At 57.5% G+C, this 13880-nt stretch carries 12 protein-coding genes; 1 reads left to right on the top strand and 11 read right to left on the bottom strand.

Annotation, left to right across the window (positions count from 1 at the left end; genetic code table 11):
- Positions 1 to 27: 27 nt before the first annotated feature.
- The 10 genes from KDX37_RS15230 to KDX37_RS15185 form a co-directional block, all read right to left on the bottom strand.
- Positions 28 to 750: a 3'-5' exonuclease gene (locus tag KDX37_RS15230; protein WP_231653503.1), complete on the bottom strand. Its 723-nt coding sequence runs from the start codon at positions 748 to 750 to the stop codon at positions 28 to 30.
- Positions 747 to 2627 (bottom strand): DUF294 nucleotidyltransferase-like domain-containing protein, encoded by a 1881-nt coding sequence (locus KDX37_RS15225; protein ID WP_231653502.1) that lies wholly within the window; start codon positions 2625 to 2627, stop codon positions 747 to 749. Before KDX37_RS15225 ends, KDX37_RS15230 begins: the two co-directional genes overlap by 4 nt.
- Positions 2628 to 2947: 320 nt before the next feature.
- A complete protein-coding gene (locus KDX37_RS15220; RefSeq protein ID WP_231653501.1) occupies positions 2948 to 3511 on the bottom strand; it encodes a carboxymuconolactone decarboxylase family protein in 564 nt (187 codons plus the stop codon).
- A 261-nt stretch (positions 3512 to 3772) separates the two neighbouring features.
- Entirely contained in the window at positions 3773 to 4819 is a 1047-nt protein-coding gene (locus KDX37_RS15215) for an MFS transporter (RefSeq protein WP_231653500.1), read from the bottom strand.
- 321 nt (positions 4820 to 5140) lie between these two features.
- Positions 5141 to 5665 carry a gamma carbonic anhydrase family protein gene (locus tag KDX37_RS15210; protein WP_231653499.1) on the bottom strand — a complete coding sequence of 175 codons (525 nt, stop codon included), beginning with the start codon at positions 5663 to 5665 and terminating at the stop codon, positions 5141 to 5143.
- Positions 5666 to 5677: 12 nt separating this feature from the next.
- Entirely contained in the window at positions 5678 to 6868 is a 1191-nt protein-coding gene (locus tag KDX37_RS15205; protein WP_231653498.1) for a CaiB/BaiF CoA transferase family protein, read from the bottom strand.
- Between the two features lie 25 nt (positions 6869 to 6893).
- A complete protein-coding gene (locus KDX37_RS15200) occupies positions 6894 to 7823 on the bottom strand; it encodes a hydroxymethylglutaryl-CoA lyase (RefSeq protein ID WP_231653497.1) in 930 nt (309 codons plus the stop codon).
- Between the two features lie 106 nt (positions 7824 to 7929).
- Positions 7930 to 8841, bottom strand: a complete 912-nt coding sequence (locus tag KDX37_RS15195; protein ID WP_231653496.1) for a LysR family transcriptional regulator — start codon at positions 8839 to 8841, stop codon at positions 7930 to 7932.
- Positions 8842 to 9118: 277 nt separating this feature from the next.
- The gene (locus tag KDX37_RS15190) at positions 9119 to 9298 is read right to left on the bottom strand and encodes a hypothetical protein (protein WP_231653495.1); all 180 of its coding nucleotides are present in this window, start codon (positions 9296 to 9298) and stop codon (positions 9119 to 9121) included.
- Between the two features lie 9 nt (positions 9299 to 9307).
- The gene (locus tag KDX37_RS15185; protein WP_231653494.1) at positions 9308 to 10234 is read right to left on the bottom strand and encodes an NADP-dependent oxidoreductase; all 927 of its coding nucleotides are present in this window, start codon (positions 10232 to 10234) and stop codon (positions 9308 to 9310) included.
- Positions 10235 to 10411: 177 nt separating this feature from the next.
- On the opposite strand from KDX37_RS15185, the gene KDX37_RS15180 reads away from it, so the two are divergent.
- Complete coding sequence (locus KDX37_RS15180) at positions 10412 to 12715, top strand: FdhF/YdeP family oxidoreductase (RefSeq protein WP_231653493.1); 2304 nt, start codon at positions 10412 to 10414, stop codon at positions 12713 to 12715.
- A 167-nt stretch (positions 12716 to 12882) separates the two neighbouring features.
- On the opposite strand, the gene KDX37_RS15175 is transcribed toward KDX37_RS15180, so the two are convergent.
- A complete protein-coding gene (locus KDX37_RS15175) occupies positions 12883 to 13800 on the bottom strand; it encodes a LysR substrate-binding domain-containing protein (RefSeq protein ID WP_231653492.1) in 918 nt (305 codons plus the stop codon).
- Between the last annotated feature and the right edge of the window lie 80 nt (positions 13801 to 13880).

Below are 13880 nucleotides of genomic sequence, written 5' to 3'. Positions count from 1 at the left end.
CACCTTTTTTTATGAACTCATGAAAGCTCAGTCCCACAGATCCCCAATGGGCGTTGCTGGCAAGTAATGGTTTGCTATCTGTGCCTGCAGCAACTCGGCTGTCGCAAGGGCATCAGTCAATGCGTGGTGAGCATGATAGTTGGGCAAATTGTAGCGAGCCCGACTGTCTGCCAGCCTGATCGACTGTTGAGTACGGCGCAACAGTCGATCAAACCATCCTCGTCTCTGTCGGTGCATTCGGGCTTCCAGTTGCATCGTATCAATGACCGGAAACTGCAACCCTTCTCCCAGATGGCGGCGCAACGCCTGATCCAGAAAGCCACGTTCAATGTTTCGGTAATGCACGACCATCACCTTGCCGGCCATGGCAGTGAGAAGGTCGTCTACAACCTCAGTGAGTGGCGGGGCATGCAAAATATCGGTGTGCGTGATGTGGTGAAACGTAATCGACTTGCCGTTCAACTCTGATGGCGGTTTTATCACCCAATACAATGCCTGACCACACTGTATCCGTTGCAAGGTGAACGGCATCAGTCCGATGCTGACAATGCTGTGAGCCTGGGCGTCGAGACCGGTGGTTTCCACATCCATGGCCAGCAGTTGAACCTGGTCGATGGGGGTCTCTGCCGCAACGGTCCCGGCTTGATAGAACGTCTTCAGGCAAGGGTGCCTGGACGTCTGCGCCAGCGCCTGAAACCGGGCGGCCCAGTCCAGTTTTTCAGGGTTGCTGGCGCTACTGCGCCCACTCATTGTGACTGACGCCCTTTGGCCGGATAGCGAAACCGTAGAAAGTTCTGCGCATTGCTCAGGACCTGAAATGCTTCTTTGAGATTATGTCGCTCACTGTTGGAAAAGCGCTCTGGCTCAATGTAATTGTTCGGCGTTGCGCCCTGCTCAAGGGCGTCTGCCTGATGCCGGATTCTGACCATCGACAGAAATTCCAGTGCGTAACGTAGATGCTCCACCGCATCGGGCTGGATGAGCCGGGTTGTGCTGATCGCCTCAAGGCGGTCAAAGGAGTTCTGCGCCGTACTGGCGCAAGCCAGCGCATGAATGCGGATAAGGTCGGTAAGCGGCGCAGTGCCCCTGCCCTTCAAATTGATAATCCTCTTCTGCTGGCCGTCTGTTTCCACCACGAAGGTGCGGAAGAACCCCAGGGGTGGCGTTCGATTGAGCGCAATTCGGGCCATGGCATTCAGAAATCCAGGATGAACACTGGACTTCTCGGCACACAACGTCTTGAGTTCGTGCACCAGTTCAAGCTGGCCATAAACGCCGTCCAGATCGAAAAAAATACAGCTGTTGAGCAACGTTTCGGCGTTGGGTTTTTCGATCCACTGCTCAAAGTAACCCCGCCACACGCGCAAAGGCTGTCGCCATTGAACATTGGTGGCCATGACTCCACCCTTGCAATAGCTATAACCGCATGCTGCCAGACCGTCACTGACAAACGTGGCAAGGCTCTGGAAGTAGCCATCATGCAAAACAGGGTCAAACCGATCGTCCAGCACCAGAGCATTGTCCTGATCGGTCACCAATAGCTGTTCATCTCGCGCCATCGAACCCAGCGCCATGAAACAGTAGGGAACCGGCGGCGGGCCGAGTTCTTTCTCCGCCAACTCAATCAGACGCTGGGTAAAAGCGCGGCCAATGCCTGAAATCGCGCTGCCGATCATGTGCGCGGTTGCGCCGTCACGCACCATGCGAATGTATGTGCCACGCAAGTCTCGTAGTAATGAGCACAGGCCCGCGACTGACGTCTGATTGGATATACGATTGACCAGATACAAACTGCTCTGGGACTCGTAGCGGATTATGTCCGATAGATTGATCAAACCCAGAGTGCGCCCTTTGTGGACGACTGGCAGGTGATGAATATTGCGCCGCAGCATCACAAGCATGGCCTCGAACACCGAGTCGTCTGCCTGTATCGCTATCGGGTCACGGGACATGATGGCGCTGATGGACGTCCTCACATCACTGCGCCCGGCGGCAACCACGCGAGTACGCAAGTCCCGGTCAGTCACGATACCCACCATCTTAGCCGCGTCCTTGTCCTCAGGCGCCATGACCACGACACAGGAAACGCCTTGCTCGGTCATGACTTTTGCGGCGTCATTGACCGAGGTGTCGGAGGTCACCCAAACCAGAGCCCGTGATATCAGTGCACGACATTTGAGCTGGGTCAATTCGCTCGCACGGCCTTGAGCCTCGACGGCAGACTTGAGCCTGGAGTGTCCTTCTGCCTCGACGAAATCGGCAAAGGCATCGTGTTGCGCGCACAGTTGGGCGAACACATCCGCCGGGATAAAGTAGATCAGGCTGTCTTCCAGAGCCCGCGCCGGAAAGCGGACCTTGTTACTGCGCAGCAAGCCTGCCTGGCCGAAGATATCGCCTTCCACCAGGCGGTTGTAAAGCTCACCGTTGCGGCGATAGACCTCCACTGCCCCGCTGCGTACATAGTGCAGATCCTGGATAAAAGCACCCGCTTCGAGGATATCGCTACCGGCCTTGAAGTAGCTGACTTCGACACGTTGCGCGACGACATCGAGCGAGGCCTGAGGCAGTGTGTCAAAAGGTGCGAAACGTTGAAGATGGTCGCGAATCTCCACTAACTCGATTTGCATGAAACCTCAGATTTGATCAGCACAAGGATTAGCAAGCGAAGTAACCGGACACGGGAAAATTGATACTCCACCCTTGCCCACCAAATCACATGTTCGCGGGATGTACAACCCACCATGCCCGCGTCAGCAGTGCTAGGGTCTGTACGAAAAGTCGGCGAGCGAAGGTCAGGCAAGGCAAAAACAGGCGAGGAAGCGGAGTCTACTGGCTGTAAATGAGCATTCTGAGCCTGTTTTTAACGCAGCATCACCGAGCGCAGCCACTTTTCGTACAGAGCCCAGGGTCGCCCGCAGCACGTTGGAATCCCTGTCCCGTGACTCTGTCAGGGTTCAACGAATGGCAGCGGTGTATCGGTATCGCGGCGAACCGCAAACACATTCAACGTCATCGCCACGAGCGCGTAGTACCCAAACACCCCGACAAGTTCGACGACTGCCGGCTCTCCGAAGGTTGTGACCGCATCCGCGTACAGGGCATCGTCAATGCGCCGTGTCTCGTAAAGTGACTTCCCCAGTCGATACACCAACTGCTCGTCTTCACGCACAAATGGCGGGACTTTCTGCTGTTGCAACGCCTCGATAACCGAATCTGTTAGACCCGCAGCACGCGCTATCGGCTCATGAATCTGCCACTCGGCCTGGGACTGCCACCACGACGCGGTAAACAGAATGGTCAACTCCGTCAGACGCAATTCGAGCCGAGTGCCATAACGACAGAACGCACCCAGTTTCTGAGCGTGACAGGCCAGCTCCGGACTTTGAACCCAGGCCAGAAAGGGGCCATCGAGGTTGCCCCTTGGGCCCGCGAGAATATCCTTGATCACCGAGCGCTGAGCCTCATCCATGGACGCTTCAGTCAGTTCGCTCAGCCGCGATTGCATAGCCATGACGGTATTTCCTCAAAGAACTTTAAAAGTAATGTTCACCGTGCCAAGCAGTTTGTCGGCAACTTTTAATACAAGCAGGCAGCAGGCGTGCTTGCACACTTGGGTGAAGAAACCTCACGGTAGTTGAAAGCTTTTCGGAATACGCCATGGAGCACGAAATCACAGCCTGCGCGACTCGCCCCTTCAAACATCAGCATGCCCGTCATACGCATACATGGGGAGGAAAAAGATGTGTACGTCCGGCCATTACTGGGAATCTCGTCACGGCCGAGGATTCTTGACGCAGCGCATGACGACGAAACAGGCGATCAGAATCAGCGGTGCGATGGAGAGCATCCCCATGTAGGTGGAGCCGGACATATCATTGATCTTGCCCACCATCACAGGTGCAACGATGCCGCTCAATTGGCCAATGGAGTTGATTGCTGCTGTCCCGGTAGCGATTGCCAGACCGGAGAACGTCGATTGCGGGATGGTCCAGAAAATCGGGATCGCAATAAAAGTGCCCGCGGTAGCGAGTACAAGTGCAGCCATCAGCGCCCACGACGACTCGGAGAACAGACAGGCCAACAGGTAGCCGGCCGCTGCCAACATCAGGCACAGAACCAGGTAAGTCTTGCGCTCGCCAGTACGATCCGAACGCCGGGTCAGCCATATCATGCCGATGCACGCTACGATGTACGGCAGTGCCGACAGCATCCCTACCCAGAACAGACTCTGCACACCGGAGGATTTGATCAGATGCGGCATCCAGAAATTGAGGCCATATGAGGCAGTCTTGATCACGAAGTAGATGAACGCCATGATCGGCAACACACGCCACAAGGAACCAAGGACCGGTTTCTGGTTGGTTTTGTCATGCGCCAGGTTGGCCGCCAGCAGGTCCTTCTCGCTACGGCTTAACCATTTGGCCGACTCAATGTCTCGATCCAGTTTCCACAGCACGAGAAGGCCGAGTACCACGCAGGGCAGTCCAGACATCAGGAACAACCAGTGCCAACCCGCCAGACCGAACACCCCGTCCATCGTGCCCAACAGGATCCCCGCCGCCGGACCGCCGACAGCGCCTGCCAGAGGTACCGCCAGGAACCAGAGGCCATTCATCTTCGCCAGGTGCTTCTTGGGAAACCAGCACGCCAGGTAGAACAGGATCGCCGGGCCAAAGCCGGCTTCCATGACGCCAATCAAAAAGCGCAGGAAGTACAGGGTGTACTGCGTGTAGGCAAACATTAACGCCGCCGTCGCCAGCCCCCAGGAGATCATGATCCGGCAGATCCAGGCAGGCGCGCCGTAGCGCTTGAGACCCATGCTGCTGGGGACCTCGAATAGCACGTAACCAAAGAAAAAACATGCTCGCGGCCAGGCCATATGCCGCGTCGGACAAACCCAATTCCTGCTGCATCTGGGTCTTGGCGAAGCTGATGTTTATCCGGTCAAAATAAGAAAAAAGAAAGCAGATAATGGCCAGCGGCATAATGCGCCAGGCCACGCGCCGATAGAGCAACAGCTCGTTAATCGTTTCTTCGCTGCGCGCAAGCGCGATATCAGTCGTCATGGCGACCATGATGTTTCTCCATTGTTGTAATTATTGGAGAGAGGCAAGGTCCTTCAGAACCCTGCTCAACGGGTTCATCTGATCAGAATCAGTTTGTCCTTGTAAGCCTGACCTCTGACGACATAGTCGGCGGCGTTTCGGTGCATGCCGGCGATCGCTTCAGGCGTCAATTCACGCACGACTTTGGCAGGTGCGCCGAGAATAAGTGAGTTGTCCGGGAACACCTTGCCTTCGGTGACAATGGCTCCGGCACCGACCAGGCAATTCTTGCCGATGACTGCACCATTGAGCACAACGGCCTGAATCCCGATCAGCGCTCCGTCGCCCACGGTGCAACCATGCAACATGGCCTGATGGCCGACGGTGACGCCCTCGCCGACTCTCAGCGCAAATCCAGGGTCGGCGTGCAGCACCGCTCCCTCTTGCACATTAGTGTGCCGACCGATGCGAATCGGTTCGTTATCACCACGCAAAACGGCCTGTGGCCAGATACTGACCCCCTGCTCCAGAGTGACATTGCCTATGACGGTGGCGTCCTGCGCGACGAACGTTTCGGCGTGGATGTCAGGCACAAGTGAGTCGTATTGGTAGATAGCCATGTCAACTCCCCCTCAAGCCTGAGCATCGGTTTTCAAAACACCGGCGGCACACAACTCGGCAATGTGTTCATCGCTGTAGCCCAGTTCGCGCATGACCATGTGGGTATGCTCGCCGACGCGTGGAATCGATCGCCGGGGTTGCAGACGCTCGCCATCCAGGGATAACGGCAGCAATGGCATGGCGGTGAACGACCCGTCTTCGAGTTCAAGATTTGCCAGGCCGCCGCTTTGCAGCAGATGAGGATCCTCAAACAGTTCCTCGGGCCGCCGAATCGGTGCAAATGGAATGCTATTGGCCTCAAGTTCCAGGGCCAACGCTTGTGCATCCATGGTGGCAAAGACTTCAGCCAAGTGAGCAAGCAGGCGCGGCCGCTGCAGCACGCGATCGTTGTTGGTCGCCAAGGTCGGGTCGTCCAGCAAAGCGCTCTGGCCCAGCAGATGACACAAGGCGGTCCATTGGCCGTCACCGGTGGCGGCGACGAACATCTGCTCACCATGGGCGAACTCGAACACATCATAAATGGCCCATGCACTGATGCGGTTTGGCATGGGTGCAGCTGCCTGGCCGGTCACAGCGTACTGCTGCATATGCTGGGCAGCGAGCAGTACGCAGTTTTCGTAAAGCGCACTTTGCACCTCACGACCAGCGCCGGTGACATTACGATCATTGAGTGCAGCAAGCACACCGATAGCACCGAACATGCCCCCCATGATGTCATTCACAGAACTACCTGCACGCAGAGGCCTGCCTACCGGGCCGGTCATATAGGCCAGGCCTGCCATCATTTGCACCACTTCATCCAGGGCCAGGCGATTGTCGTAGGGCCCGTTGAGAAAACCTTTGTGAGAGGCATAGATAATGCGCGGGTTACGTGCCCGGATCGCGGCATAACCGAAGCCGAGCTCGTTCATGCGACCGGGCTTGAAGTTCTCGATGAATACGTCCGCGGTATCGATCAGCTCCAGTACTGCATCTCGTCCTTGTGCAGTATTGACGTCGATGGCGATGCACTGCTTGTTGCGATTGAAGGTGCGAAAAAACCCCGCACCCGCGCCCAGCAGACGGCGTGTACCGTCGCCGCGCGTAGGTTCAATCTTGATCACCTCCGCACCCAGGTCACCCAGGATCATTCCGCAGGTCGGGCCCATCACCATGTGAGAGATTTCAACGACACGAATGCCGTCCAATGGAAGCCTGGACATTATTGCTTTCCTCGAGCAGAAAGGTTCAGGGGCGACTGGCAGCCGACGCGTAATTGAGTGGCAGGCCGGCGCGGGCTATGCAGCCGTAAAGGGTTTCGTGCGGCAATGCATCGTGAAGCACGTCGCGGGACGCGATCAACGCAGCCAGGTCAATGCCAGTCTCGTAGCCCATGCTCTGGAGCATGAACACCAGGTCCTCAGTGACCGTATTGCCGGATGCACCCGGTGCGAATGGACAACCGCCCAAACCGGCCAGTGACGAATCCAGTTCGGTGATACCTTGCTGAACAGCGACCAGGCTATTGGCAAGCGCCAGGCCTCGAGTGTCGTGGAAGTGGACAGCCCTGAGCTTGTCGCCCGCAATGGCGCGAATTGCCTGCAGGCTGGTAGCCACTTGGCCTGGATTGGCATAGCCGGTAGTGTCTCCCAAAGACACCAGGTCGCAACCGGCTTGCAGCACCTGCCCGGTTAACTCGCAGAGGTCGCTCAATGGCACATCACCTTGACGGGTACACCCAAACGCCACAGAGATCCCGGCAATCATCTGAACATTGTGCAAGCCAAGCTCGGTGCGAAGCAGGCACATCCGCGCCAACTCCTCAACCATCTCCAGCGGCGTACGACGTACATTCGCCAGGCTATGGGCGGCGCTGACGGAAACGGGCGCAATAATACGGTGAGCGCCGGACTCCAGTGCATCACGACAGCCTCGCAGATTAGGCGCCAGCACCGTGACAACCAGATCTGGAAAGCTCAAGGCATGGGCAACGACTTCTCTGGCATCCGCCATCTGCGGCAAAAGTTTGGCCGGCACAAAGGATGCGACTTCCATATGACGCACACCCGCGGCATAGGCGGCATCGATCCATCGTCGCTTGTCAGAGGTAGACATAATGGCTTGAAGGCTTTGCAAGCCATCGCGCATGCCGACTTCATTGATTGTTATTGTTTTCATGAAAAAGCTCTCGCAGGCTGAAGCATGACTTCAGATTAGAGAGCTGGAGGTTTAGCAAAAAGACGTCATTTACGCGGTGATCCATCGCGAACCACGACGCATGCGGTCAAGAAAGGTGCTGAAGCGATGTCGCACGTACAAGCAAATGATCCAGCAATCGCCGTGCGGACAGCGAAAGGGCATCCCGATCACGTACGCAGATAACAAACTCACCCAATGCCCAATCGTCGGTCAGAGGAATAATGTGCAAGTCAAATAGCTGCGCATACCGCTCCACTGCTTCCATGGGGAATACAGCAAGTCCGAGACCAAATTGCACCAGGCGAAATGCTGCGTCAAACGACGACACATAAGAGCGAAACCGCAGCTCACCGCCCTCCTTCGTCGCTTCATTACGCATGAAGTTGTTCAAGGTGGCGAAGGCGGACAATCCCAAGTGATCAAACGCCAGGGTCTCTGCGAACGCAATATTGGTACGACCGGCGAGGAAATGATTCGACCCTACGACAACCGCCAAGTGGTCCCGACGATAGGGAAGAAACTCCAGATCGCCCACGGCCATTGATCGTCGACAGATGCCTAAGTCGGCATTGCCTTCGGCCACGCCACGCACCACGTCGGGACTGAAACGTTCTTCGATGTCAGCCTGGATTCCCGGATGCTCAATCATGAAGTCAGACAGTTCTTCCGGCAGGAACTCCATAATTGACGAGATGTTTGCCAACACCCGTACATGTCCTCGGGCCCCTTCAGCGTATTCGCTAAGCTCGCTATCGAGCCGTTCCATAGCCCGGGTCAGAGACCGGGCATGCCGAAGTAGCGCTAATCCCGCCGGAGTCGGTTCAACCCCGCGCTTGCTGCGGTTCAGCAATGGCGTACCAAACCGCGCCTCAATGTCGGAAATACGCTTGCTGACCGCCGACGGTGCAATGAATGCCCGCTCGCTGGCGCGTGCAATCGTGCCCTCTTCACAGATCAGAATGAACAAGTGCAAGGATAAGTGATCCAGGTGCTGCATTACGTCCTTCCTTAAAGTCGCAATGTTGCGCGAAGAGACGTATTCCCCGCGTTCAATCCACTGAGGTTTTCGCAAATATTCTGGATATAAGCAATCGCCGCTTGTTGAGCACGACGTTTGTCTGTTTGCCATCGCAGGTATCGACACGTTGCCACAGGCCGGGCTTCTGCTGTTTCCCACCTTGCATCAGGTCCTGCGTTGCGAGGGGTCAATGTACGGCACCACCCAAAAGCCATCAGCAGCTCTGCCAGGAGCAGAGCCGCTGATGCACTGCGCGTCACGCGCCAGACTCCGGGTCGTCCGAAGGTCCGCCAGGCGCATCGCTGCCCGGCTCGACCTCTCTTTCTTTGGAATGATCGATATTCGGGGCCTTCGATTTATCGATTCGTTGGGCCACGTCAGGGTCTGCCTGATGCCCGGCATCCACGTCTTGATCCGGTATCGATTGCTCGCTCATGGCACCTCCTCAATCGCGTACGCGCAGCACAACTTTGCCCTGCACGTGTCCGTTGGCGAGGAAATCCAGCGCCTGCGCGGCCTCTTCCAGTTCAAAGGTCCTGGCAATGTAGACCTGCACATTCCCTGCTGCGATCAGGCCAGCAATCTCGGTCAACTCTTCACCACGAGGATCGGCGATAAAACGCGCGCCGGTCTTGCCTGTCGCCTGGGGATGATGCGCGTCGGGCATGGTCAGGGTCGAGATCAGGCGACCACCCTCGCCCAGCACTTGCCACGAACGCGCCTGGGTTTCGCCGCCGATCAGGTCGATCACCAGATCAAAATCCTTGCAGATATCTTCGAATCGCTCGGTCTTGTAATCAATCGCACGGTCCACACCCAACTCTTGCAGAAACGGCAGACTGTCAGTGGATGCGGTTGCATAAACCTCCGCTCCCTTGACCTTGGCAAACTGCACCGCAAAGTGGCCCACACCACCGGTCCCGCCATGAATCAGGACTTTCTGGCCTTGCTCGAGGTGGCCATGTTCAACCAATGCCTGCCACGCGGTGTGCCCGGCCAGCGGCACGCCCGCTGCGGCAGGCCAGTCAAGCTCCGCCGGTATCAGCGCCAGATGCTCGGCAGGTACACGGGAATATTCGGCATAGCCGCCATCAGCGCCGATCATCCCGAATACCCGATCACCCTCTTTGAATGTACTGACGCCCGGCCCCACTTTTTCGATAAGTCCGGCGACTTCCCGGCCCAGCGTCAGCGGCAGCTTTTCCTGCTTGACCTCAGGGTACTCACCTTCGCGAATCTTGTAGTCGACCGGGTTGATGCCCAGAAAGAAGTTCTTTACCAGCACCTCACCGGTCTGGAGTTCCGGCGTGTCGACGTCGCGTACCTGCATCACCTCGGGGCCGCCGAACTGCTCGATTCTGATTGCTTTCATGTCACTTGCCTCCTCGTCTTTTCAGAACACACAGGGGTGTGGAGGACAGGCGACGTTCATGGGTTCACTCGGTATTGAGCGACGCAGACAAATGGTGGCCTCCACCCGGCACTTCGTTCGAACCTTTGCGACAGATGACCCGTCCCAGGTTATTGAGCCAACACCAGAGAGTGCCTGATGCTTATTTATCCAAAGACCCATTTCCAACCGTACACTCACGCCGCCGGGGGCTGGGGCTCAGCCAGGTCGGTGATGTCCATCCTGTGGCGCGAACAGGCGCTGGCCAAGGCGCCGCGTGCGCTGCTCAAGCAGAACAAACCGGATGGATTTGCCTGCGTGAGTTGCGCCTGGGCCAAACCGGGCAAACCGCATGCGCTGGAATTTTGCGAGAACGGTGCCAAGGCCACCGCCTGGGAACTGACCTCGCTGAAGACCGACCCGGGATTCTTTGCGCAACATACCCTCACCGAACTGCGCGACTGGCCAGACTACGACCTGGAACAGCAGGGTCGCCTCACTCATCCGATGCGCTACGACCCGCAGAGCGACCGCTACGTAGAAACCACGTGGGAAGATGCCTACCAGGGTATCGGCGCACAGCTCAAAGGCATGGAACCGGACAGTGTGGTGTTTTATGCCTCCGGACGGGCCTCGCTGGAAACCTCGTTCATGTACCAGTTGTTCGCCAGAGCCTATGGCACCAACAACCTGCCGGACAGCTCCAACATGTGCCACGAGAGCACATCGGTCGGCTTGCAGGAGAGCATCGGCGTACCGGTCGGCACGGTGACCCTCGACGACTTCGAGCACACGGATTGCCTGTTTTTCTTCGGCCAGAACGTAGGCAGTAACAGCCCACGCATGCTGCATCAGTTGCAGGACGTACGTAAACGCGATGTGCCTATCATCACCTTCAATCCGCTACGCGAGCGTGGCCTTGAGCGCTTCGTCAATCCTCAATCGCCCAGCGAAATGCTCACACCCGAGTCGACCCTGATCAGCACCCAGTACCACCAGGTGGCGATTGGCGGCGACACCGCCGCAATCGCCGGCATCGCCAAGACACTGCTGGAGATGGACGACCGGGCTATTGCGCAAGGTACGCCCGCAGTAATCGATCACGATTTTATTGCCAGCCATACCGAGGGATTCGAAGCGTTCACGACGTGGGTGCGCCAATGTTCCTGGCCGAAACTTGAACGGCAAAGCGGGTTGAGCCGCAGCGCTCTGGAAGCCGCAGCGACCGTTTATGCCAACAATGAGCGCGTGATGTTTATCTATGGCATGGGCCTTACCCAGCACCGACAGGGTGTGGTGAACGTGCAGATGCTGGTCAATCTGCTGCTCATGCGTGGCAGCATCGGCAAACCGGGCGCCGGAATCTGCCCCGTGCGTGGCCATTCCAATGTTCAGGGCCAACGCACCGTAGGCATCACCGAAGATCCGAAAAAAGTCCCCGCAGAGCTGATTGAACAGCACTTTGGCTTCAAGGTACCGGAACAGATGGGGGTGAACACGGTGGATGCCTGTGAGGCCATTCTGGCCGGCCGGGTGCGCGGCTTTGTTGGCTTGGGCGGTAATTTCCTGCGGGCGATTCCAGACACCTCACGCATGGAGCCTGCATGGCAAGGGCTGGACCTGAATGTGCAGATCGCCACCAAGCTCAATCGAACCCATTTGCTGCCTGCACGTCACATGTGGTTGTTACCGTGCCTGGGCCGCATTGAAATAGATCGGCAAAACGGCGTTGCACAAACCTACACCACCGAGGACAGCACCGGCTGCATTCATGGCTGGCGCGGCAGCAGCGAACCGGTCGGGCCGCATGTTCGCGCCGAAACCCGGATTGTCGCCGAATTGGCGATGGCTACCCTGCCCTCGGGCAATACCATCGATTGGCGAGCGTGGAGCGACGACTACTCCCGAATCCGGACCGCCATCGGCAACGTCTATCCGGAGATTTTTCATGAGATGGAAACCCGTATGGCAGAACCCGGTGGGTTCCATCGCCCGATTGCCGCCGCCCAGCGTAAATGGCTGACCCCCAGCGGCAAGGCACAGTTCATCACCCCAGGCACGTTGGCCGAAGACGATGATGTGAACGAGACAGAACCTGCGCGCGACGTGCTCCAACTGATGACGCTGCGCAGCAACGATCAGTTCAACACCACCATTTACGGCTACGAAGACCGCTTTCGCGGCGTGAGCGGTACCCGCAAAGTGGTGTTCATGCATCGTAACGACATCGCAAGGCTGGGCTTCGCGGTCGGCGAGCAGGTGCTGGTCACCACCGCCGTCGAGCCGGACGTCAAGCGCCAGGTCGGACCGTTCGAAATCATTGCCTACGACATTCCTGAAGGCTGCGCTGCCGGGTATTACCCAGAATGCAATCCGTTGCTGCCGCTCTGGCATCACGCTGAACGCAGCAAGGTGCCAGCCGCCAAGTCGATACCGGTGCGGTTCACATCAGCAGGCATCTGATTCATACCGGATAATCGCCAGCTGGCGCTGGCGATTATCCGGAAATCAGAGCAGTGAATCAGGTTATTCGAGCCGAACGCCTGACAGCCTGCAAGCCGACTCTCCCTCTTGAAAAATTCGCCGGCACGGGAGAGTGCCGAAAGGGATGCGCTTCAGTGCGTGCCGGTTCAAAACGCAAAACCGTGCCCCACTTCGCTTTCCATCCACTCCAGAAAGCGCCTGACTCTGGGGAAGCTCGAATGCGCCTTGGGAAATACCACATGGTGGGCGGCCACTGGGGCGCTGAGCGTCTGCGGGGCTACTTCGACCAGCGTTCCATTGGCGAGGTATTTCTGCGCAAGCAACGAGCTTTCCAGGGCAAAGCCCAGGCCGTGACTGGCTGCTTCGAGGGTCATATAGGAGCGGTCGAAGCTCAGCGCGTAGGGGTTTTCCGGTCGTGCCAGGCCGTGCCGGGCAAACCATTCCGGCCACTTGAGCAGCGTTGCTTCAGAGAGGATCAAATCACTGCCCAACAGGTCATCCGGGGCGGTGACCGGGCAGCGCGCCAACAGCTTTGGTGAGGCCAGCACCGTGAAGGTCTCATTACGTACGGTGCGTACCTCATAACTGGGCCAGTTCGGCAAACCGTGGCGGATGTCGACATCGATCTTGTCACGACTGAAATGCAGCGATTCGTACGAACACGACAGATTGATCTGGATATCAGGATGACTGATCCGGAACGCTTCAAGTCGTGGCATCAGCCACAGCAGCCCGAAGCTGGGTGCAGAATGAAGCCGCAGACAGTCGAGACTGACGTCACTCGCGGCACGCTCGGTGGCGACTTCCAGGCTGTGCAACACCCCGGAAATATCTTTCAGGTACTGCTCACCCACCGGCGTCAACGTTACACCGCGCGCTGCGCGCACAAACAGTTGCCGACCAATCATCGCCTCCAGTTTGGCCAATTGATGGCTGACCGCAGAGGGCGTCAGATCAAGCACTTCTGCCGCCCTGGCGAGATTTCCGAAGCGGGCGGTCTGCTCGAAGGCCTGAATTGCTTTCAGCGGTGGCAGCGTAGGTGAGGTGATTTGATCGGATGGCATGGCTGCTCCGCTGAATACTGTCCAGAATAAACGCCTGTTTGCGGCGTAACCTATTCAATCATGATCTCTCCTGGGCTGAC

The sequence above is a fragment of the Pseudomonas californiensis genome (assembly GCF_021147775.1).
Classification (GTDB): domain Bacteria; phylum Pseudomonadota; class Gammaproteobacteria; order Pseudomonadales; family Pseudomonadaceae; genus Aquipseudomonas; species Aquipseudomonas californiensis.
This window is presented reverse-complemented; position numbering and strand designations above follow the sequence as displayed.

Bases quoted from the DNA above. Each gene is read 5' to 3' on its own strand.
- KDX37_RS15230 (WP_231653503.1), bottom strand. From the start codon at position 750: ATGAGTGGGCGCAGTAGCGCCAGCAACCCTGAAAAACTGGACTGGGCC.
- KDX37_RS15225 (WP_231653502.1), bottom strand. From the start codon at position 2,627: ATGCAAATCGAGTTAGTGGAGATTCGCGACCATCTTCAACGTTTCGCA.
- KDX37_RS15220 (WP_231653501.1), bottom strand. From the start codon at position 3,511: ATGGCTATGCAATCGCGGCTGAGCGAACTGACTGAAGCGTCCATGGAT.
- KDX37_RS15215 (WP_231653500.1), bottom strand. From the start codon at position 4,819: ATGGGTCTCAAGCGCTACGGCGCGCCTGCCTGGATCTGCCGGATCATG.
- KDX37_RS15210 (WP_231653499.1), bottom strand. From the start codon at position 5,665: ATGGCTATCTACCAATACGACTCACTTGTGCCTGACATCCACGCCGAA.
- KDX37_RS15205 (WP_231653498.1), bottom strand. From the start codon at position 6,868: ATGTCCAGGCTTCCATTGGACGGCATTCGTGTCGTTGAAATCTCTCAC.
- KDX37_RS15200 (WP_231653497.1), bottom strand. From the start codon at position 7,823: ATGAAAACAATAACAATCAATGAAGTCGGCATGCGCGATGGCTTGCAA.
- KDX37_RS15195 (WP_231653496.1), bottom strand. From the start codon at position 8,841: ATGCAGCACCTGGATCACTTATCCTTGCACTTGTTCATTCTGATCTGT.
- KDX37_RS15190 (WP_231653495.1), bottom strand. From the start codon at position 9,298: ATGAGCGAGCAATCGATACCGGATCAAGACGTGGATGCCGGGCATCAG.
- KDX37_RS15185 (WP_231653494.1), bottom strand. From the start codon at position 10,234: ATGAAAGCAATCAGAATCGAGCAGTTCGGCGGCCCCGAGGTGATGCAG.
- KDX37_RS15180 (WP_231653493.1), top strand. From the start codon at position 10,412: ATGCTTATTTATCCAAAGACCCATTTCCAACCGTACACTCACGCCGCC.
- KDX37_RS15175 (WP_231653492.1), bottom strand. From the start codon at position 13,800: ATGCCATCCGATCAAATCACCTCACCTACGCTGCCACCGCTGAAAGCA.